Raw genomic sequence first — 19,726 nt, 5'->3', positions numbered from 1 at the left:
ATATTCTCGTATAATGAAAGATAGCATTTCGAGGAAAGGATTTGTACAGCATGCGTACACCGCAAAACCAAAACTTGAAGATTGATACTACTCAAATCACTGCATTGTATCATACACTACAAGACCATAATGATGTCGAAAATGCAGCAAAGCTTATGGAACTATTCGAGAAAGTACAGAAGGATGAGATGGTCATTGCCTTTGCTGGTCATTTTTCTGCAGGGAAATCGTCCATGATAAATGCTTTGCTTGAGAAAAATATATTACCGCATAGTCCAGTCCCTACAAGTGCAAATATTGTAAAGGTAACATCTGGTGAAGGTGTTGCTCGAGTTTATTTTAAGCATGAAAGCACCTATGAATATAAAGAACCGTATGATATTGACGCATTAAAAGCGTATTGTACAACGAAGGATACTATCCAACAAATTGAAATTAGTCTTTCTTCAGCACTTCTCCCACCACGAACAGCACTAATTGACACACCAGGCATTGATGCTGCTGATGATGCTGATCGTGTAATTACTGAATCATCGCTCCATCTTGTTGACATGCTTTTTTATGTAATGGATTACAATCATGTTCAATCAGAAGTAAATTTAGTATTTCTGCAACAGATCCAAGAAATGGGCATCCCATTTAATATAATTGTTAATCAAGTAGATAAGCATGAAGAGAAGGAATTAGCTTTTCATACCTTTCATGAACGTGTAACCGAAACATTTCAGCAATGGTCTATTTCTCCGCAAATGATTTATTATTGCTCGTTAAAGGATATGGATCATCCGCAAAATCAATTTCAAATGATTAAAGAACGGTTATTTCATTTGTTAAAAGAAGATAGAACTTCTATATTACGAACTTCAAGCTCCTTTCAGCAAATCGTACATGCACATAAAGAAAAGCTAAAGCAGGAATTCGCGGAGCAACAATCCGAAATTGCTTCATCTTCTGAGAATAAAGCGGGACTTATAGAGAAGCTGAAAAAAACAGAGGATGACATGAATCGGATAAAGGAGCTTCCAGCAGTATTCGAATCAGCCTTTTCACAGGATATGAATACAACGTTACAAAACGCCTACATTATGCCTGCAGAGCTGCGTGATCTAGCAAATCAGTTTCTTGCTTCACTGCAAAAGGATTTTAGGGTTGGTTTATTTGGTGCGAAAAGAAAAACAGAAGAAGAAAAACAAGCTCGTTTACAATCGTTTCTCGAGGCTTTTCAGCAAGTTGTCGAATCGAACATTCAATGGAAGCTAAGAGATAAATTCACTGCATTAATAAAACAATATCCGATTCATGATCAATCTATATTAAATGAACTCCAGCAATTTTCTATCGACGTAACAGAGGAAGACTTATTTAAAGTAATTAAACCAGGCGCGGAATTGAATGGTAGCTATCTCTTGAATTATACGAATGAGCTGGCAGCAAATATAAAACAGCGATACAAACAATTATCATGGCGTATCTTAGAACAAATGAAAACAGCGTTACAAGCAAATCAAGCTACTGAGCTCCGAAAAAGTGAAGATATAAAGCAAGCATTGGAAGCAGAACTTATTAGTAAACAGAAAGAAGTAGACTTGGAAAATGATCTCCAAAGCGCAATGGCTGCGATTGATCAGTGTCTGGTAGCACCAGATGTAACGGATGACCAAATTTGGTCGTTGAAAAGCGCCATAGAAACGAATCGGGCACCAGTTGTTAAAGGTGAATTAGAAGCTGCAGTAATGGAACAGCCTACTGAACGCTCTAGAGAAGCTCTATCAAATCAAAAAAAGCCGACATCTATCCATACAATCGAACAGGTACTACCAATCATGGAACATACAGAAAAGTCCGTAGAAGGCCTGCCAGGCTTTGAAACAGTGCTTAGAGATTTACAGGATAAAAAAGAGCGCCTAGAAAATAGAGCGATCACGATTGCGTTATTTGGTGCATTTAGTGCTGGGAAATCGTCGTTTGCTAATGCGCTACTTGGTGAAAAAATATTACCATCTTCACCAAACCCTACGACGGCTGTTATTACACGTATATGTCCAGTTACACATACAAAACCACATGGAACGGTTGTATTAACATTAAAGGGCGAGCAAACTTTAATAGACGATTTAGAAGTAATGCTTGGTGAACGATTGCCTAAAGCAAATTCATTTAAAGCACTGCTACATCAAGTAAAAGAAGAAGTGCTTCCGAATCATACCATTGAACCGATCTATGCCACTTATATTCACGCACTTATCCAAGGCTATGAACAGTTCCATATGCATATTGGAAAAACAACGACCGTTTCGTTGGATGCATTCCAGGATGTGGTTACAAATGAAGCAAAGGCATGCTATATCGAGGAAATTGATCTTTTTTATGATTGTGCATTAACACGACAAGGAATCACCATTGTTGATACACCTGGTGCTGATTCCATTAATGCACGACATACGAATGTGGCATTTAACTATATTAAATATGCGGATGTTATTTTATACATTACGTATTATAACCACGCGCTTGCAAAAGCAGATAAAGAATTTTTGCTTCAGCTTGGAAGAGTTAAGGAAGCATTTCAGCTCGATAAAATGTTTTTCATTATTAATGCAGCTGATTTAGCGCTGCATACCGCAGACTTAGAAATGGTAAGCAACTATGTAGAGGAACAACTACAGTTACTCGGAATTCGTTTGCCTAGAATTTATCCGGTATCAAGTAAACACTCGCTTCAGGATAAGCTTGATAGCAAACAACTAAATGAACAAATGGCTACCTTTGAACAGGATTTTCATGCGTTTATCCACCATGATCTTGCTGCATTAATGGTGAAAAGTGCATTATTTGAAGTACAACGAATTCAAACTACATTAACACAGTTCATCGAGACGGCAACTTTATCGCGTCAGGAAAAGGAAACATATCGGAAACAGCTTCTACAGGCACAAAGTGACATGGAAGCTGTAGTAAGCAGCCATTCGATAACAGTTTATTTAAAGCAACTAGAACAAAAAATTGAAAAACAGCTATTTTATGTTCAAGAACGCTTGTCCATTCACTTTCATGATTTATTCAAGGACTCCTTTAATCCGACAACGATAACGGATTCTGGGAAAGCGGGTAGGATGGAATTAGAGCAAGCATTAAAGTCACTCCTAAAGGATACTAGCTATACGTTATTACAGGAGGCAAGAGCAGTTTCTCTACGTGTGGAAAAATATATACGTGAACAATTAAATGACGTGAAACAAGAATTGACAACAAGGATAGCGACTATTGATGAACGCTTTGTTTTACCGGATTATCCAGTAATTGAAATCGATACCCCGGTTTACGAACAAGCGTTCCAACACCTTGAACTAGCGCATTTTCAAAAAGCATTATCGCTTTTCAAGGGGACGAAGGCTTTCTTCGTTCACAATGAAAAGGAAAACGTAAAAGAAGCGATTTACGAAAAGCTAACACCTACCATTCAAGAATATTTGGAGCGGATATCTCAAGATATGTACACCTCCTATGAAACGCAATGGGAGCAGATTTTTTCTGCGTATCGTCAAAAGGCAGTCACAGAGCTTGCTGCTTATGTAGATAATCATTTATCTGTTATGGGGGATGGGGTAGACGTTACAAAGCTTCAGCAACGAAAACAGCAGCTAGTTCAAATTATTCCAAGTGAAATGATGGAGGTAAATGAAAATGAAGCAGAACATACTATTAATTGATGGGATGGCCTTATTATTTAGAGGATTTTATGCAACAGCTTATCGTGGAAACTTTATGAAAACAAGTGCAGGAGTCCCAACAAATGGAGTTTATCAGTTTTTTCGCTATTTGCTTGATGCGACCAATACATTCAGCCCTACCCATGCGATATGCTGCTGGGATATGGGGAGTAAAACATTTCGCACAGATTTGTATGACGGGTATAAGTCCAATCGATCTGCACCACCGGAGGAATTAATCCCCCAATTCGATTTAGTCAAAGAGGTAGTGGAGTCCTTTGATATTCCGAATATCGGGTTAGAGAACTTTGAAGCGGACGACTGTATTGGAACATTAGCGCGTCATTATGCAACAGAGCATAATGTGCTTATTTTAACAGGAGATCAAGATATTTTGCAGCTTGTGGATGAAGGCATTCAAGTTGCAATTATGCGAAAAGGACAAGGGAATTATGAAGTCTTTGATCATGAAAACTTCTATGAAAAAAGAGGCATAAAACCAGCTCAAATGATTGATTTAAAAGGCTTAATGGGAGATAGCTCCGATAATTATCCAGGGGTTAAAGGAATTGGTGAAAAAACAGCTCTCAAGCTTTTACAAACGTATGAAACCATTGATGCGTTACTAGAAAATATTGATCAGCTCCCAAAGGGGGTACAAGCTAAAATAAATGCCGATTTGGAGATGCTACACTTGTCTCGAACACTAGCAGAAATAAAATGTGATGTACCAATTAGCTGTAGACTTGAGGATGCACTGTGGAAATATGACAAGGAAAAGGTTACGAAAAAAGCAGCAATGTTAGAGTGGAAAAATTTCGCAAAGGTATTGTAATAGAATAGCCTAAAACAAAAGCAAACCTAGCTAATTATAGGTTTGCTTTTTCAGTCTTTACAATGAAAAATAAAAGTATTGATAAATACTCGTAATAGAAGGATGAGATTTTGTATAATAAAGGAAATAGAGAAAATAGGGGGATCACATGAAATCGAGAACACAGTATATTCTTATTAGCACCATTGTTACGTGTAGCTTACTAGCGTTTATTGAACACGGTTTACCAATCAATTATGGCATTAAAACAATAAGTAAAGTGGTTTTATTTGGTTTGGTCATATTTATATACAAGCAAGTGTTCCGAGATTTTACATGGAAAGCCCCTGTTAGCTTACATAAACTAGGAAAGAAACAAATAACACGTATGCTACTGCTCGGATTCATCTCGGCAGGAGTTGTACTTTTAGCATTTGTAATATTACAGCCATTCCTTGATTTATCTTCCATTAAAACAGATTTAACCGATCGATTGGGAATATCAGCAACTGGATTTATTTGGGTTGGACTGTACGTAACCTTTGGTAATTCATTTTTAGAGGAATATTTTTTTAGAGGATTTATCTTTTTTAATTTGCCACGAAAGCTTGCGTATGCCTTCGCTCCGGTTTTGTTTGCAGCATACCATATACCGATGATTATTCTGTGGTTTAGTCCATTATTAGTGGCTGTATGCTTTTTCGGATTGTGGTTAATTGGTATTATCTTTCATATCGTAAATGAAAAAAATAAGTCAATATGGGCATCGTGGATGATTCATATTTGCGCAGATATCATGATTATTTTGATCGGTATGTCGATATTCTACGGCTAAGTTTGGGTGACATTATTCGGTTGCGCTTTTTTGCATCTCCCAATAATAAACACGGGGAAGTCCCCATATTAACCAATATTCTTGGATAAGTGAAAAACCAACAAATACGATCATGTGCCAGTCAAGTTGTCTCATTGCAGCTCCTCCTTATCATTAGGTTATTTCTAGACATACTTGTCTGATGCTAAGTCTAAGCAGAAACATTTCATTATTTTATTTCATCAATAACGGAAAGGAGTTAAAATGAAACAATAAACATCTTTTTAGAGAACGTACGCATCTATGTATCAAAAAATTAATAGGAGGAAATAACACATGACAAAGCAAAATGAAAAGAGTAGACAAAAAGCGCTATCTCAAGAACAGCGGAAAAATTTGCTGGAACTATTACAGACTCGTTTTGAAAAAAATATGCATCGTCATCCTGGCTTACAATGGGATAAAGTCCAGGGAAAATTAGATACACAACCTGAAAAGCTCTGGTCACTTAATGAAATGGAAAGAACAGGCGGGGAACCAGATGTTGTTGGTTACGATAAAGCACAGAATGAATTTATTTTCTTTGATTGTTCTGTAGAAAGTCCTAAAGGTCGAAGAAGCGTATGCTATGATCGGGAAGCATTAGAGTCGAGAAAAAAACATAAGCCAGAAAACAACGCGGTCGATATGGCAACAGCGATGGGGATTGAAATTTTAACAGAAGAACAATACCGTGCATTACAGAAGCTGGATCATTTTGATATGAAAACATCAAGCTGGATACAAACTCCAGCTGCTATTCGCAAGCTAGGTGGAGCAATTTTTTGTGATTATCGCTATGATCATGTTTTTGTCTATCACAATGGTGCGGAATCTTATTATGCTTCAAGAGGATTTCGGGGCGCATTAAACGTATAAGCAATAAAAGAGCATTTTGAAATGGATGTTAAAACAAATACAAAGGCTTTGAACATACCTAAAAACCACTTTTTTGTCCTACTCAAATAAGCACAAAATAACCCACATCTATTGAATAGATGTGGGTTATACGCAATTATTGTAAAATAAGAATGCATCTTCGTTCCCGTTTATTACCACTTAATAGGGAAACTCTCTACATCAATGACCAATATTATCACTATCGTCACTCAATGGTTCTACTACTTCTCCATCCTTATCTATTACAATACTTTCGGTTTTTTTATTTGTATCGGCTAAAAATGAATAAGAAATAAAGCCAGTCAAAACAATAATAACTGTTGTTGTTAATACAATAAAGGTTCTTTTTTTCATAGGAACTCCTTTCTAATATATCCTTAAAAAAGTATGAACGGAAAAATAATACCGCTTATTTTACAAATAGAATTTAGTAGTAATTTAATTGTAACATAATTAATGGTACAATTATAAATATTTGTAATTAAGTGATGAAAGATATTGATTTTAGATATATAACAAAGGAGTAATAGGGAAGAGGGGGTAGAGAATATGGAAAAAATCATGGTACTAGGTGTTTCATCTGGAGTAGGCAAATTAACATTTGCTAGAAAGCTAGGAGAGATAATAAATGTTGATGTATACCATTTAGACCGCTTATTTTGGAAGCCAGGCTGGAAGCAAGCGACGATAGAACAATTTTCGACAGCACAAAAAAATATTATTTACCATAACAAACAATGGATTATCGAAGGAAATTATAGTAATACATATGAGATTAGAGCTCAATATGCGGATACGATTGTTTATTTAGAACTTCCACGTTATATATGCCTTTATCGTGTTCTTAAGCGTTGGTTAAAAAATAGAGGAAAAACTCGTCCTGATGTCGGTGAAGGCTGTCCCGAAAAAATGGATTGGGATTTCATAAAGTTCATTTGGACAACGTATTATCGAAGGAAAAAGAAAATGAGGGAACGGTTTCAATTATTTCAAGCACAAGATGCAAGAAACGTTTATTTTCTTAAAGGAAAAAAACAAATTCACTCCTTTTTAAAGGAATTAGAACGTGTTAATACCACTGTATAATTTAATCGAACAAAGAGGTCACGTTTTGTGAAATAGGTTTGTTTTATTTTCTAGTTTACATAATATATATTATAGGAAGTTATAGAGGAAAACGTGTTTCATATCTCGAAAACTAAGTATACTTTTGATATTGAGATAAAATAATAAAATTTTACTTCATACATAAAAACAACTTCAAATTCAATCGAAGTTGTTTTTAAATGATTAATCCAATTCAGCTGCATCGCGTTTTTGTAATGGCTTTTTTGCTGGGCCTTCAATGACTGCTCCATCATATGAAAATCTTGATCCATGACATGGACAGTCCCAAGTTCGATCCCCAGAATTCCATTCAACCTCACAGCCTAAATGTGTACATGTTGTATCAACGATATGCAGCTTGCTGTCCATATCTTTATATATTCCAGTACGTTTTCCTTGAACTCGTGTAACAGTTGCTTCATCATTTTTTAGTTGCGCTACATCATTGTCAGGATACTCTAGTTTACCTTTTATTAAGTGCTTTGCTACATCAGCGTTAAATTGTGTGAACTTGCGAATAGCTGGATCTGCTTGAAACCTTGCTGGAGAAAACAATTCTGTGTATGGATTATCTTTTTCCATAATGTGATCTGTGATAATCTTTGCAGCAATTGTTCCATTTGTCATTCCCCATTTACGATAGCCTGTTGCGATAAAAACATTTTGCTGTTCTTTCGTAACTGGACCAATATAAGGAACTTTATCTAACGTCGTCAAATCTTGTGCGGACCACCGATATAAACATTTTGAAGCATCAAATTCCTTTTGAGCAAATCTTTGTAATGCTTCATAATGTTCGATCGTAGGCTTGCCTTGACCAGTTTTATGATTTTCACCGACAACCAACCATAAGTCTTTTCCAGCAATTTTTGTGCTACGAATGGATCTTGTAGGTGTTTCCGCATTAATATACATTCCACCTGGATACTTTTTTGGTGTCTCCATTGCTACAATATAAGCGCGGTCTGCATACATTCTTGTTGGATAAAATCCTTGTCCGTCATAGAACGGAAAATGTGATGCAGCAATAACATAACGGCATGTTACTCGCTGTCCTTCCTTCGTAATAATTGCAGGGTGGTTGTTGTATTCGACATCCATTGCTGTCGTATGCTCATAAAAACGAACCCCTTGATCAATACATGCTTTTGTTAGCGCGGTTAAATACTTTAATGGATGAAACTGTGCTTGGTTAGACATCACTAGAGCAGTTTTCATTGGAATATCCAACGGCATTTTGTCTACTAGCTCACCCTTTATTCCAAGTTTATCGTATGCTTTCCATTCATCCTCTAGCTTGACTATATAGTCGTCTGAATTTGTATATAGGTAAGCATGTTCCTCTTGAAGCTCACAGGATATATTTAGTTGCTTTGCAATTGTTTCTATTAATTGTTTAGCTTCTATTGCTGCTTGATAATAATGCTGTGCTTTTTCTACGCCAAAATGCTGAATTAATTCATCATAAATTAAGCCGTGCTGGGCGGTGATTTTAGCGGTTGTATGACCTGTAGTACCATGTAATATTTTCCCTGCATCAAGTAATACGACCTTGTAATTTTGTTTGGATAAAAGGTATGCCGCGGTTATCCCTGTAATACCACCACCTACAATACCGACATCTGCCTTACAGCTCTCTTCTAGTGTTGGAAATTCTGGAATGTTAATCGATTGTAACCAATATGATTCTGGAACAACTGGCATCTGGTGCTGTGCGCTCATTTTTGCGCCCTCCTATTTATCTGTTATGAATAACATTATTATTCCCAACCGTTGTGCTTTTTATTTTCATAATAAGAAAACCCCATTGCATAAACAATGGGGTTGGTATTACCTTTCTTCAAAAAACTTACGATTCAAAGTAATATATTCCGTTTCTTCTTCAGGGACTTCATCTTCCATATATATAGCTTCAACAGGACAAACTGCTTCACATGCTCCACAGTCAATGCAAATATCGGGATCAATATAAAACATGTCCTTACCTTCTTCTATACAGTCCACAGGGCAAACCTCTACACATTCACCTGCTTTTTCACCCTTACAAGGTGAAGTAATTACGAAAGCCAAGAGAGTCTCCTCCTTCAATAATGTATATCTAAATCCTACTTCCATTACTAATATTACAAAATATGCCTTAGTTGAGCAAGCTTGAAAGGAGTTAAAGAATCTTTCAGCTTCTAAAAAAGAAAGTAGTTACCTTATAATATGTCATATTTTTAAATAATAAAATAGACTACTCTTTAAAGTATTCTTTTCGAAATCCAGCGATACGGTTGCTATTGTCGATAATAAAGTAAAATTCTTCTGTTTCGTTTTTTACATCGTATTTCTTTCCCGGGGTGAGCTTATTATCCACCATATACTTTTTTGCGTTTGTATGCACACATTCGATTTGTTTGATTGTTGGTTTGTTTTCCCATTTTAGATGAAGCATGTTTTTCCTCTTTTCTATATTTAGTTTACATAATCATATTACGGTTAACAATGTTTCTATTTAAATAAATAAAGATAGTTTTCATAACCTTTTGCTTGCATTTCAGTTTTTGGAATAAAACGTAATGCTGCCGAATTAATACAATATCGCAGGCCGCCTTCTTCCTTTGGTCCATCTTCAAATACATGTCCTAAATGAGAATTTGCGGCTTTACTTCTAATTTCTGTACGTACCATTCCATGTGATGTATCCGTGTTTTCAGTAATTTCAAATTGGTCTACAGGCTTTGTAAAGCTTGGCCATCCACAGCCCGCATCGAATTTGTCCTTTGATGAAAACAAAACTTTTCCAGAGATAATGTCAACATATATACCTTCTTCTTTATTATCCCAGTATTCATTTTGAAACGGTGGCTCTGTACCATTTTCTTGGGTCACATTGTATTGAATCGCTGACAGGTTTTTAATGCGTTCTTCTCTATTATGCTGCCAATGTTTTTGAAGGAAAGCCTCTCTTCCGGAGCCTTTTTTGTACAATCGATAGTGGAAAGGTTGTTTCTTATAATAATGTTGGTGCTGTTCTTCTGCACGATAAAATGGTTTGGCTGGAACGATGCTTGTTACAATCGGTTTAGAAAAACGACCGCTTGCCATTAAAGCTTCTCGAGATTGCTCTGCGATTTGTTTTTGTTTTTCGTTATGGTAAAAAATCGCCGTTTGATAGGATTCTCCTCGATCATGAAACTGACCGCCGACATCTGTAGGATCGATTTGCTGCCAAAACGTTTCTACAAGCTTTTCGTATGGCATGATTTCTGGTTGAAATGTAATTTGAACAGCTTCCACATGTCCTGTTGTATGTGTGCAGACTTCTTCATAGCTTGGATTTTCTACATCGCCACCAGTGTAACCAGACTCCACCTTAATAATTCCTGGCCGTTGATCAAATGGTTCGACCATACACCAAAAACAACCTCCTGCAAATGTGGCAACCTCTATCTTATTCGTCATTGATGCTTCCCTCCATTTCTGACATGTTTACCTCTTATTTTTCCCTTTTTCTCTTCAGAAATCAAGTGTAGCGCATATTTTTTTAAATAAATAGTTTTGGAACAGACTCCCCTGTCTTCGTTTTTCTTTTTACATCGCTTCTTTCTGTTATCTTTTTTTCGTTTTTTTTTGTTGTAGATGAGCTTTTCTTTGTTTTATTTTTTGGTTTTTCTTTATCTTTCTTCTCTTTCTTTTTCCCTTGTTCGGACTCTTCTTCATCTATTTCTTCATTGGACTCGTTATTATCCTCCTCTTCTTCCGAGTTTCCCATATCAGTTAACGCTTGCATCATTCTAAACATTGCTGGAAGGTTTTTAACCATTGGACCATACTGTTTTACCATCGGAGCAGTTGTTTCTACCATCTTTAACATTTGTTGAATATTGCTTAGCGTACCAGTTAATCCACCTGAACTTCCCGCTGCTCCAGTAGCATTCCCAATCATTGAATTACCCAGCATGGAAGTTGGATTTGCGCCGCCTAGTCCTGGACGTAGAAGTCGTTGGATAAAGGAACCAGGATTGCTTTGTGGGAAATTAGCCATTGCTTGACTAGGCATAAACATATTACCTGGCATACGTGCTGGAACGTTTGCCATGAAATTACCCGGACCTTGTGGTGGGAACACCATAATTATCTCTCCCTCATTAGAAATCATCTAGTTTATTGTACGTTAGGCAAAGGAAAGCGTGTAGGCTTTCATCCACTATCCTTATTGTTTTGCTTTAAAATTAAGTTCGATCTTTTTATTGGAAATAGGATTATTGTCTAAATCTATTTCCCGGGAAACCGCAGGAAAATACAAATCCAGCGCATATCCCCGTGTATTTTGACGAATGCGTGCGAATTATCGCCATAATAGCCGACTCTTGTAATTCAATCAAACGTTTGTTTTAATTCATAACTCGAAGCTAATTCATTATTTTCTTTGATAAAATCATTGATACGGGAACATTTGTTTGTATATAATAAAAATATTGGAGGTGTAGTCATGCCAAAAGATCGTGGTAATATAAAATGGATCTCACTAATGCTCCCGGAGCATGTTGTTTTGCTTAAAGAAATGTGGAATGAGGATAATAAACGAAAACCACCTGTATTAGATATTCAAGAAGCGGAATTGATTAATAGAGAACTAGTTGCAGCTATTAAAAATAATTGTCCAGTTACTGTTTCGTTTTACGATAATGGAATTGTAAACGTACACGAAGGACTTGTGCAATGGGATGGATATTCCTCCTACATTCATCTGCAAATAAACAATGGTCATGCAAAAAAGATTGCTTTTCAGCAAATTACTTCTGTTAACTAAACAGTGGCTATTCCGAATCGGAATAGCCACTTTACTGTTTTAATCTGCTTCTTTTGTTATATAGGTATCCCATAGCGAATCAAATGTAGGAATAGCATTAACAAACGGACTATATAATTCCAAATATGCACTAATTTCATCATAGGAGGTTGCTTGCTTTGGAAAATTATGATCATGAAACATCCAATCTGCAAGCCTGCTTTCATCGTCTGGATGCTTTTTTCCTCTGTATGTCATCATAAAATGATAAAATGATCGCATGTTCAGTTCGCCTCCAATCTACTCCTCTTCCATAAAGTCACGATGCTTCTGTTGTTTTTTTCGATAGACAGCAGCAGAAAGATAAATACTAATCTCATATAAAATAAACATCGGAATAGCCACAACGATTTGTAGAACAAAATCAGGTGGTGTAACGACCGCTCCTATAATAATTAATACAAAATAAGCATACTTTCTTGTTTTGCGTAAAAAATGTGGTGTTATTATCCCTAAACTCGTTAAAAACATCGCGATAATTGGAATTTCAAATAAAATCGCAAATGGAAGTGTTACTCGGAACATAAATCGAAAATATTTATCAACGGTAAAAAGCTCGTTAAACATTCCATCATTTAAAGATAATAAAAAAGGTAAAATAAGCTGGTTAAAAATGATATATCCGAAAACAAGACCACCTAGGAATAATAGAAATAAAGCCGGTATGTAGGCTACAGATGCCCTTTGTTCTTTTGTAGTTAATCCTGGTTTAATAAACAGCCATACTTGTAAGGCTAATACAGGGATGGTACCAATAATTGCAATAATCCCAGCCATTGTAAAATAAATCCATAATATATCACCTGGGCTATTAACATACAGTTCAAAGGTAAAATCCTTTTCAAAAAAGGCGTAAATATCTTTTACATATACAAAGCCAACGATAAAGAATGCGATAAAAAATAATCCTGTTATAATTAGCCTGTTTCTTAATTCGGATAAATGTCCAGTTAGATCCATTTCTTTTTCATCCGATGTCATATCCACCACTCCCCACTGTACGAGCACAAAAGAAGATGTAAGGTAATTCCCTACACCTTTCTAAAGTGAAATATCCACAATGCTTGTTCCACCAATAAATCAGAACTAGTCATTTGTATTATTTTTTTTGTTGTCATCATCATCAATAATCCCTTTTGTAGCGTTTTTAAATTCCTTTAGTGAGGAACCAAAAGCCTTACCAATTTCAGGGAGCTTAGATGGACCAAAAATGACAAGAGCTACAATTAATATCAAGATTAATCCAGGCAGTCCAATATTCGTAAACATATAAATCACTCCGGATGTTCTTTATTTTTGATCGTTGATTATTTCCTTTGTTTCCTTAATTTCATTCGATACATCACTCGTTAAGTCACGGGTCGATTTTTTGAATTCACGTAATGTCTGCCCTGCTGCCTTTCCTATTTCAGGTAGCTTTTTCGGTCCGAAAATAACAAGTGCTATGATCAAAATTAAAATAAGTCCAGGAAAGCCGATATTAGAAAGAAAACTCATGCTTACACCCTCTTTTATAAGTTATCATTTCCGTAAAGATTCAATAATTTTCAATTATAGTGTACCATGCCACAGAAGAATTAAACAAGCATTATATCAACGCTTACAAATAGCATATAACAAACATAAAACGATAAACGATTCACTGACGCGTCTTAATTACTTCATAATCCACTGGATAATTCATATTAAAAAAATGATTCTCAAGTATGTCACTTTCAAATCCGGGGAACTCCTTCATATATAACACATTAACTTGATCAAGCAGGGTTCGGACACGTAAGTTGTTTGTTGTAAGCTGGTTCTGAAGCTTAGGTAAAATGGTTCTACGATAAATACCTGCTAACGGATGCAATTGTCCATTATAGCTCGGAACAACTGCATCATAATTGCCAAGCTGTGTTAATAAATACATATATAGTCTTGGCTCAATTAATGGCATATCACATGCAGCGAATAGATAAGCGTCTGCTTGAACATTTTGTAGAGCAGTCTCCATTCCAGCAAGCGGTCCTTTGTGAGGAAAATTATCTGGGAAAATAGAGAGATTTAGAAATATATACGGTTCTCTATCGTTGCTAATGATAATAACGTCATCACAACAAGCATGGAGCTTATCTGCTACATGTTCAATAGCAGATTTCCCTCCTATGTTTAATAATGCTTTATTCGTTCCCATTCTAGAAGATTGCCCACCTGCTAAAATTACTCCACAAGTCTTCATCTTATCTCTCCGTTACATTGTTTATATTCGGTCATACTGCACAAAGTAATAGTCGTAAGGATTCCTTTCGTTCCGCTCTCCTTTAACCTTTGATGTTATTTTCCAATCCGCAGTCGAAAATTCGGGGAAATATGTATCTCCAGCAAAAGTCTCATCAATCATCGTGATATACATGCGATCTGCATAGGCTAGCATTTGTTCAAAGAGCTTGCCGCCTCCTATAATGAAATATTCCGCTTCTGGCTTTTCGGCATTCCATTTCAGTATCGTATCAATATCATGAATAACCTCAATATCTTCAGGAAAGATAGCCTGCTTATTACGCGTGAGAACGACATTCCTTCGATTTGGTAATGCTTTACCAATAGATTCAAATGTGTTTCTTCCCATAATAATTGTATTTCCAGTTGTTTTTTCTTTGAAAAATTTTAAATCCCTTGGGAGATGCCATGGTAAATCATTGTTCGCACCGATTACCCGCTCCCGATCCATTGCAACTAATAATGAAAGCATTCAAATACACTCCTTAATAAAAAACTTAAACCGCAATTGGTGCTTTAATAGTTGGATGCGGGTTATATTCGCTTATCTCAAGATCTGTTAATTCAAAATCAAAGATTGAATTCTTTTCCTTGTTTATCGTTAATTTAGGAAATGCTCGAATTTCTCGATCAAGCTGTGTTTTTACTTGCTCCATGTGATTCGTATAAATGTGTGCATCGCCCAATGTGTGCACAAATTCACCAACTTCTAAACCACATTCATGGGCGATTAAATGTGTTAATAGAGCATAGCTAGCAATATTAAAGGGAACACCAAGAAAAACATCGGCACTACGCTGATAGAGCTGACAAGAAAGCTTCCCATCTGCAACGTAAAACTGAAAAAGTGTATGACATGGTGGTAAAGCCATGCTTGGAACATCCTCTGGATTCCACGCAGATACAATATGTCGTCTAGAATCTGGAAAATGTTGAATAGAATGAATAACTTCTTTTAACTGGTCGATCGTCTCGTTTCTCGATGTTTTCCAAGCGCGCCATTGCTTGCCATATACTGAACCAAGGTCACCATATGTTTTTGCAAACGCATCATCCTCTAGAATACGCTGTTTAAATGCGTTCATTTGTTCCTCATACTTTTTGTTGAATGCAGGATCCTGTAAGCAACGATTACCAAAATCAGTCATATCTGGTCCTGTATATGCGTCACTCTCCACCCAATTTTTAAACGCCCATTCATTCCAAATGTTATTGTTGTTTTCTAATAAGTAGCGAATATTTGTATCCCCTTTTATAAACCAAAGTAATTCACTTGCGATTAATCGAAATGGTACTTTCTTTGTTGTCAATAAAGGAAAGCCTTCATTTAAGTCAAAGCGCATTTGATGGCCAAAAATGGAATATGTACCTGTATTTGTTCGGTCTTCTTTTTTATGGCCTTTAGCTAAAATATGTTTGCATAAGTCTAAATAAGCTTGCTCCCCATAATTCATTATGCACCCTCCAATAGAAATGTACTCGATAAACTAATTTTCTCTTATTGTAACATAAACGTAATTCATAAATAGAGATAATTCTCCATAAAAGTAGTAAAAGAGTCATATAGAAAGGGGTTAAATGCATATGAATGGGACGCTAGAGCATGTAGTGAAGCAATCCTTCATTTATAGTTATTTGTTAAGTCAGCCATTTGCTGCTTATGTCGATGCATATCCTGCCCTTCAGAATAAAATATTACAAGAAGCAGAACAGCTTCAATATGGAGAGCATGGAGAAAGCGTACGTATTTTACAGCATAAGTTAAGCAAGCTCTCCTACTACGACGATCAAATCGATGGGGAGCTTGGTATTTTAACTGAGCACGCATTGAAGAAGTTTCAAAAGGATTATGGAATGTCGATAACTGGTGAAGCTGACTCAGAAACGATCCACGCCATTATTAAAGCCGAAAAAAAACGTAAAATTCGCCAAATCGAAAAAATGTCCGAGACAATTTATCCAGGGATGCATAGTGAGGACGTAAAAATTATTCAGGATACCCTAAAATATTTCGGATATTATGAGGGAGAGATTGATGGAATATATGGACCACTTACACAAAAAGCATTAGAAGTAGCAGAGGAAGAACATGATTTAGAATTAACAAAAGGTGTAACCCAAGCATCCTTACAGGCGATGTATCAAAAGGATAAGGATGTTAAGGTCAAGGAGAACGTAGAGCCTCAATCTGCCTCTACCACAAAGAAGAAAATTAAAAACGTACAAGTGAAAAGTCAATATTACTCTGGAGTGATTCAAACAGCAAAGGCATTAATCGGAACTCCGTATGTATGGGGAGGAACGGCTCCTGGGGGATTCGATTGTAGTGGTTTTATTCAGTATGTTTATGAAACACAAAGTGTTACCGTTCCTAGAACAGTTAGTGACATGTGGAATTTTGCTAGTGGAGTTAGTAAACCATCCGTTGGTGATCTTGTCTTTTTTGAAACGTATAAGCCTGGACCATCACATATGGGAATCTACATAGGCGATGGGAAATTTATTCATGCGGGAGAATCACGTGGAGTCGAAATAAGCGCACTTAACAATTCGTATTGGAAGGATAAATATTTAGGTGCAAAACGAGTTAGTAACTAAAATAAAGCCTAGCGATCAAATTCACTGACCGCTAGGCTTCGTATTTGCTAGTATTGTGTTCACAGTCACGTGAACTAGGATACTTATCATTCCCACTCATGCAAAAATTGCTCCATAAATGTCTCCATAAAATGATGTCTTTCTTCGGCTAGTGTTTTAGCTGTTGCTGTATGCATATGGCTTTTTAAATGAAACAGTTTGTCATGAAAATGCTGCATGGAATTGTTTTCCTTTCCGGTCGGATCATACATAGGTTGTCCTTTTGCACCACCGTATGCAAAGGTTCGGGCAATTCCGATAGCACCAATCGCATCTAAACGATCGGCGTCTTGGACGATTTTTCCTTCTAGGGTAGCTGGCGTCTTCCCACTACTAAATGAAATATGCGCTAATGTATGATTGATCTGATCTATTTCATCCGATGAAAGATTAAGTGATACTAAAAAATGATTCATCTCTTGGATGGCTGCTTGTGGCTTTTTATATAATTTATGGTCACCAACATCATGAAGCCATGCAGCCATTTCACATATAACGCTATTCGCTTTCTCCGTTGTTGCAATGGTACGTGCTAATGTGGCAACACGCTGTAGGTGATAAAAGTCATGCCCACTCGCATCCTTGGAAAATAGGTGCTTTACATATTGTTTTATTGCGATTAATTGATCTTGCTCGTTCATCATTAAAATAACCCTAGAATCGTTCCATCTTCCGCTACATCCATATTCAATGCTGCCGGCTTTTTCGGAAGTCCAGGCATCGTCATCACATCTCCGGTAAGTACGACAATAAAGCCAGCTCCAATGGAAGGACGTAATTCACGAATGTTGACTGTAAATCCTCGAGGTCTTCCTAATAATGAAGGATCATCAGAAAGTGAATATTGGGTTTTAGCCATACAAATAGGTAGCTTTCCCCACCCTTGCGCTTCATAGTACATTAGTTGTTTTTTTGCTTTTGGTGAAAGTTCAATATCATCTGCTCCATAGACATTTTGCGCTACTTTTCTTATTTTTGTTTCTAATGTTTCGTTAAGATCATACATGGGCTTAAATTGCTTGTTTTCTTCCGTCTTCTCGATTACCTTCTCTGCAAGTGCAATTCCTCCTTCGCCTCCCTTTGCCCAAACATCTGCCAAGGCTACATCAATATTTCTTGATTCACACCAGGATTCAAGGAATTGCAGTTCTTCGTCAGTATCGGTTGGAAATTTATTTATTGCAACAACGTACGGTAATCCAAACTGTTCAATTGTTTCTACATGCTTTTTAAGATTTTCCATTCCAGCTTTTAAAGCCGCTACGTTTTCTTTGGATAAATCCGTTTTGCTAACTCCACCATGCATTTTTAACGCACGTACGGTTGCTACAATAACAACAGCATCTGTTTTAAAATCACCAGCTCGTGTTTTTATATCAAGGAATTTTTCAGCTCCTAAATCGGCACCAAAGCCAGCTTCCGTTACAACATATTCTCCTAACTTTGCAGCGGTTTTTGTAGCTAATATACTATTACAGCCATGTGCAATATTGGCAAAAGGCCCACCATGGATAATTGCTGGTGTGTTTTCAATGGTTTGTACGAGGTTTGGTTTAATTGCGTCTTTTAATAATAATGTGAGTGCCCCTTCTGCTTTAAGGTCTTTTACCGTTACTGGAGTCTCGTCGTATGTATATCCAATTACAATGTTAGCGATTCGTTGTTTTAAGTCATCAAGTCCTGATGCTAAACAAAGAATGGCCATTATTTCGGATGCAACTGTAATATTAAATCCATCTTCTCTTGGGATGCCTCGTAACGGGCCACCTAAACCAACGACGATTTGTCGTAATGCGCGGTCATTCATATCCATTACACGCTTCCACTCAATTCTACGGGGATCGATGTTTAATGCATTTCCTTGGTGGATATGATTATCAATTAAGGCAGATAGTGCATTATTTGCACTTGTTATGGCGTGGATATCACCAGTAAAGTGTAAATTAATATCCTCCATCGGCAGCACTTGTGAATAACCGCCCCCAGCTGCGCCCCCTTTTATACCCATAACGGGACCAAGCGAAGGTTCACGTAAAGCAATAACTGCTTTTTTTCCGAGTCTATTCATTGCTTGTCCAAGTCCAACGGTTACGGTTGATTTACCTTCTCCAGCAGGTGTAGGGTTGATCGCCGTAACGAGAATTATTTTTCCGTCTGGTCGGTCAGATAACCTTTTATAAAGATCATCAGATATCTTTGCTTTTGTATGTCCATAAGGCTGCCAATCTTCATTGTTTAATCCTAGGCTATCAGCAATTTCATGAATCGGTTTCATCGTTGCTTGTTGTGCTATTTCAATATCAGTCTTCATATACAACTCCCTTTCCCTCATAATAAGTCAAGTGTAATTCATTTTTTTAAAATTGCACGTAATTACACTTGTGTTAGCGTTTACAATTATATAACGATTTGCTAGAAAATGAAACAAATTTTTGATGTATAATACCTTGCAATCCCTTGACTGGTATAGGAAAATGAACTATATTAGACACAAGCAAGGGAGTCAAGTCAATTGCTGAAAAGAGACATATTAATTCTTTATAAAAACATTGGTAATTGGCCTATGATCTGCTTTGTATTAACACGTTTTACGTGAGAGTTTTAGG

General features: G+C 36.6%; 23 protein-coding genes. 7 read left to right on the top strand and 16 right to left on the bottom strand.

Going from position 1 to position 19,726, the window contains the following annotated elements:
- Positions 1-50 precede the first annotated feature (50 nt).
- The 3 genes from SPK86_RS06960 to SPK86_RS06950 all read left to right on the top strand — a co-directional run bounded on the left by SPK86_RS06960 (position 51) and on the right by SPK86_RS06950 (position 5,359).
- Positions 51-3,710 (top strand): dynamin family protein, encoded by a 3,660-nt coding sequence (locus tag SPK86_RS06960; protein ID WP_330948979.1) that lies wholly within the window; start codon positions 51-53, stop codon positions 3,708-3,710.
- Positions 3,685-4,545, top strand: a complete 861-nt coding sequence (locus SPK86_RS06955) for a 5'-3' exonuclease (protein WP_330948978.1) — start codon at positions 3,685-3,687, stop codon at positions 4,543-4,545. Before SPK86_RS06960 ends, SPK86_RS06955 begins: the two co-directional genes overlap by 26 nt.
- 148 nt (positions 4,546-4,693) lie before the next feature.
- Entirely contained in the window at positions 4,694-5,359 is a 666-nt protein-coding gene (locus tag SPK86_RS06950) for a CPBP family intramembrane glutamic endopeptidase (protein ID WP_330948977.1), read from the top strand.
- A 12-nt stretch (positions 5,360-5,371) separates the two neighbouring features.
- On the opposite strand, the gene SPK86_RS06945 is transcribed toward SPK86_RS06950, so the two are convergent.
- Positions 5,372-5,494: a hypothetical protein gene (locus tag SPK86_RS06945; protein WP_330948976.1), complete on the bottom strand. Its 123-nt coding sequence runs from the start codon at positions 5,492-5,494 to the stop codon at positions 5,372-5,374.
- A 180-nt stretch (positions 5,495-5,674) separates the two neighbouring features.
- Here SPK86_RS06945 and SPK86_RS06940 point away from each other — a divergent pair, with 180 nt between their 5' ends.
- Entirely contained in the window at positions 5,675-6,256 is a 582-nt protein-coding gene (locus SPK86_RS06940) for a DUF4256 domain-containing protein (protein WP_330948975.1), read from the top strand.
- A gap of 201 nt (positions 6,257-6,457) precedes the next feature.
- Here the strand turns inward: SPK86_RS06940 and SPK86_RS06935 are convergent, their stop codons facing one another.
- Positions 6,458-6,631 (bottom strand): hypothetical protein, encoded by a 174-nt coding sequence (locus SPK86_RS06935; RefSeq protein ID WP_284140079.1) that lies wholly within the window; start codon positions 6,629-6,631, stop codon positions 6,458-6,460.
- A 195-nt stretch (positions 6,632-6,826) separates the two neighbouring features.
- Between SPK86_RS06935 and SPK86_RS06930 the strand changes: the two genes are divergently transcribed.
- A complete protein-coding gene (locus SPK86_RS06930; protein ID WP_330948974.1) occupies positions 6,827-7,363 on the top strand; it encodes a topology modulation protein in 537 nt (178 codons plus the stop codon).
- Positions 7,364-7,567: 204 nt separating this feature from the next.
- Here SPK86_RS06930 and SPK86_RS06925 read toward each other — a convergent pair whose 3' ends face one another.
- The 5 genes from SPK86_RS06925 to vrrA form a co-directional block, all read right to left on the bottom strand.
- A complete protein-coding gene (locus SPK86_RS06925) occupies positions 7,568-9,106 on the bottom strand; it encodes an FAD-dependent oxidoreductase (RefSeq protein WP_330948973.1) in 1,539 nt (512 codons plus the stop codon).
- A 108-nt stretch (positions 9,107-9,214) separates the two neighbouring features.
- The gene (locus tag SPK86_RS06920) at positions 9,215-9,454 is read right to left on the bottom strand and encodes an indolepyruvate ferredoxin oxidoreductase subunit alpha (RefSeq protein WP_284140082.1); all 240 of its coding nucleotides are present in this window, start codon (positions 9,452-9,454) and stop codon (positions 9,215-9,217) included.
- A 166-nt stretch (positions 9,455-9,620) separates the two neighbouring features.
- Entirely contained in the window at positions 9,621-9,821 is a 201-nt protein-coding gene (locus SPK86_RS06915; RefSeq protein WP_284140083.1) for a DUF6501 family protein, read from the bottom strand.
- Between the two features lie 56 nt (positions 9,822-9,877).
- On the bottom strand, positions 9,878-10,831 hold the full coding sequence (gene msrB, locus SPK86_RS06910; protein WP_330948972.1) for a peptide-methionine (R)-S-oxide reductase MsrB: 954 nt from the start codon (positions 10,829-10,831) through the stop codon (positions 9,878-9,880).
- A gap of 82 nt (positions 10,832-10,913) precedes the next feature.
- On the bottom strand, positions 10,914-11,501 hold the full coding sequence (gene vrrA, locus SPK86_RS06905; protein ID WP_330948971.1) for a VrrA/YqfQ family protein: 588 nt from the start codon (positions 11,499-11,501) through the stop codon (positions 10,914-10,916).
- Positions 11,502-11,861: 360 nt separating this feature from the next.
- Between vrrA and SPK86_RS06900 the strand changes: the two genes are divergently transcribed.
- A complete protein-coding gene (locus tag SPK86_RS06900) occupies positions 11,862-12,182 on the top strand; it encodes a YolD-like family protein (RefSeq protein WP_284140085.1) in 321 nt (106 codons plus the stop codon).
- A gap of 39 nt (positions 12,183-12,221) precedes the next feature.
- Here the strand turns inward: SPK86_RS06900 and SPK86_RS06895 are convergent, their stop codons facing one another.
- The 7 genes from SPK86_RS06895 to SPK86_RS06865 form a co-directional block, all read right to left on the bottom strand.
- On the bottom strand, positions 12,222-12,443 hold the full coding sequence (locus SPK86_RS06895) for a YozE family protein (RefSeq protein WP_284140086.1): 222 nt from the start codon (positions 12,441-12,443) through the stop codon (positions 12,222-12,224).
- An 18-nt stretch (positions 12,444-12,461) separates the two neighbouring features.
- Positions 12,462-13,202 (bottom strand): twin-arginine translocase subunit TatC, encoded by a 741-nt coding sequence (gene tatC / locus SPK86_RS06890; RefSeq protein ID WP_284140087.1) that lies wholly within the window; start codon positions 13,200-13,202, stop codon positions 12,462-12,464.
- Between the two features lie 105 nt (positions 13,203-13,307).
- Positions 13,308-13,490 carry a twin-arginine translocase TatA/TatE family subunit gene (locus tag SPK86_RS06885; RefSeq protein WP_284140088.1) on the bottom strand — a complete coding sequence of 61 codons (183 nt, stop codon included), beginning with the start codon at positions 13,488-13,490 and terminating at the stop codon, positions 13,308-13,310.
- A 21-nt stretch (positions 13,491-13,511) separates the two neighbouring features.
- Positions 13,512-13,718, bottom strand: coding sequence for a twin-arginine translocase TatA/TatE family subunit (gene tatA / locus SPK86_RS06880; RefSeq protein ID WP_284140089.1), 207 nt, complete (start codon positions 13,716-13,718; stop codon positions 13,512-13,514).
- Between the two features lie 142 nt (positions 13,719-13,860).
- Complete coding sequence (mobA, locus tag SPK86_RS06875; protein WP_284140090.1) at positions 13,861-14,442, bottom strand: molybdenum cofactor guanylyltransferase; 582 nt, start codon at positions 14,440-14,442, stop codon at positions 13,861-13,863.
- 21 nt (positions 14,443-14,463) lie between these two features.
- Positions 14,464-14,955 (bottom strand): dihydrofolate reductase, encoded by a 492-nt coding sequence (locus tag SPK86_RS06870; protein WP_330948969.1) that lies wholly within the window; start codon positions 14,953-14,955, stop codon positions 14,464-14,466.
- Between the two features lie 25 nt (positions 14,956-14,980).
- Positions 14,981-15,937: a thymidylate synthase gene (locus SPK86_RS06865; protein ID WP_284140092.1), complete on the bottom strand. Its 957-nt coding sequence runs from the start codon at positions 15,935-15,937 to the stop codon at positions 14,981-14,983.
- 130 nt (positions 15,938-16,067) lie between these two features.
- Here SPK86_RS06865 and SPK86_RS06860 point away from each other — a divergent pair, with 130 nt between their 5' ends.
- Complete coding sequence (locus tag SPK86_RS06860) at positions 16,068-17,081, top strand: C40 family peptidase (RefSeq protein ID WP_330948968.1); 1,014 nt, start codon at positions 16,068-16,070, stop codon at positions 17,079-17,081.
- Between the two features lie 86 nt (positions 17,082-17,167).
- On the opposite strand, the gene SPK86_RS06855 is transcribed toward SPK86_RS06860, so the two are convergent.
- Positions 17,168-17,764: an HD domain-containing protein gene (locus tag SPK86_RS06855; RefSeq protein WP_330948967.1), complete on the bottom strand. Its 597-nt coding sequence runs from the start codon at positions 17,762-17,764 to the stop codon at positions 17,168-17,170.
- Entirely contained in the window at positions 17,764-19,431 is a 1,668-nt protein-coding gene (locus SPK86_RS06850; RefSeq protein WP_330948966.1) for a formate--tetrahydrofolate ligase, read from the bottom strand. Before SPK86_RS06850 ends, SPK86_RS06855 begins: the two co-directional genes overlap by 1 nt.
- Between the last annotated feature and the right edge of the window lie 295 nt (positions 19,432-19,726).

It is taken from the genome of Virgibacillus sp. MG-45 (genome assembly GCF_036409425.1).
Taxonomy (GTDB): Bacteria; Bacillota; Bacilli; order Bacillales; family Amphibacillaceae; genus LDC-1.
The sequence above is the reverse complement of the archived record's forward strand: the minus strand, read 5'-3'. Positions and strand labels throughout refer to the sequence as shown.

Coding starts and splice junctions, on each gene's coding strand:
- SPK86_RS06960 (WP_330948979.1), top strand. CDS start 51: ATGCGTACACCGCAAAACCAAAACTTGAAGATTGATACTACTCAAATC.
- SPK86_RS06955 (WP_330948978.1), top strand. CDS start 3,685: ATGAAGCAGAACATACTATTAATTGATGGGATGGCCTTATTATTTAGA.
- SPK86_RS06950 (WP_330948977.1), top strand. CDS start 4,694: ATGAAATCGAGAACACAGTATATTCTTATTAGCACCATTGTTACGTGT.
- SPK86_RS06945 (WP_330948976.1), bottom strand. CDS start 5,494: ATGAGACAACTTGACTGGCACATGATCGTATTTGTTGGTTTTTCACTT.
- SPK86_RS06940 (WP_330948975.1), top strand. CDS start 5,675: ATGACAAAGCAAAATGAAAAGAGTAGACAAAAAGCGCTATCTCAAGAA.
- SPK86_RS06935 (WP_284140079.1), bottom strand. CDS start 6,631: ATGAAAAAAAGAACCTTTATTGTATTAACAACAACAGTTATTATTGTT.
- SPK86_RS06930 (WP_330948974.1), top strand. CDS start 6,827: ATGGAAAAAATCATGGTACTAGGTGTTTCATCTGGAGTAGGCAAATTA.
- SPK86_RS06925 (WP_330948973.1), bottom strand. CDS start 9,106: ATGAGCGCACAGCACCAGATGCCAGTTGTTCCAGAATCATATTGGTTA.
- SPK86_RS06915 (WP_284140083.1), bottom strand. CDS start 9,821: ATGCTTCATCTAAAATGGGAAAACAAACCAACAATCAAACAAATCGAA.
- msrB (WP_330948972.1), bottom strand. CDS start 10,831: ATGACGAATAAGATAGAGGTTGCCACATTTGCAGGAGGTTGTTTTTGG.
- vrrA (WP_330948971.1), bottom strand. CDS start 11,501: ATGGTGTTCCCACCACAAGGTCCGGGTAATTTCATGGCAAACGTTCCA.
- SPK86_RS06900 (WP_284140085.1), top strand. CDS start 11,862: ATGCCAAAAGATCGTGGTAATATAAAATGGATCTCACTAATGCTCCCG.
- SPK86_RS06895 (WP_284140086.1), bottom strand. CDS start 12,443: ATGCGATCATTTTATCATTTTATGATGACATACAGAGGAAAAAAGCAT.
- tatC (WP_284140087.1), bottom strand. CDS start 13,202: ATGACATCGGATGAAAAAGAAATGGATCTAACTGGACATTTATCCGAA.
- SPK86_RS06885 (WP_284140088.1), bottom strand. CDS start 13,490: ATGTTTACGAATATTGGACTGCCTGGATTAATCTTGATATTAATTGTA.
- tatA (WP_284140089.1), bottom strand. CDS start 13,718: ATGAGTTTTCTTTCTAATATCGGCTTTCCTGGACTTATTTTAATTTTG.
- mobA (WP_284140090.1), bottom strand. CDS start 14,442: ATGAAGACTTGTGGAGTAATTTTAGCAGGTGGGCAATCTTCTAGAATG.
- SPK86_RS06870 (WP_330948969.1), bottom strand. CDS start 14,955: ATGCTTTCATTATTAGTTGCAATGGATCGGGAGCGGGTAATCGGTGCG.
- SPK86_RS06865 (WP_284140092.1), bottom strand. CDS start 15,937: ATGAATTATGGGGAGCAAGCTTATTTAGACTTATGCAAACATATTTTA.
- SPK86_RS06860 (WP_330948968.1), top strand. CDS start 16,068: ATGAATGGGACGCTAGAGCATGTAGTGAAGCAATCCTTCATTTATAGT.
- SPK86_RS06855 (WP_330948967.1), bottom strand. CDS start 17,764: ATGATGAACGAGCAAGATCAATTAATCGCAATAAAACAATATGTAAAG.
- SPK86_RS06850 (WP_330948966.1), bottom strand. CDS start 19,431: ATGAAGACTGATATTGAAATAGCACAACAAGCAACGATGAAACCGATT.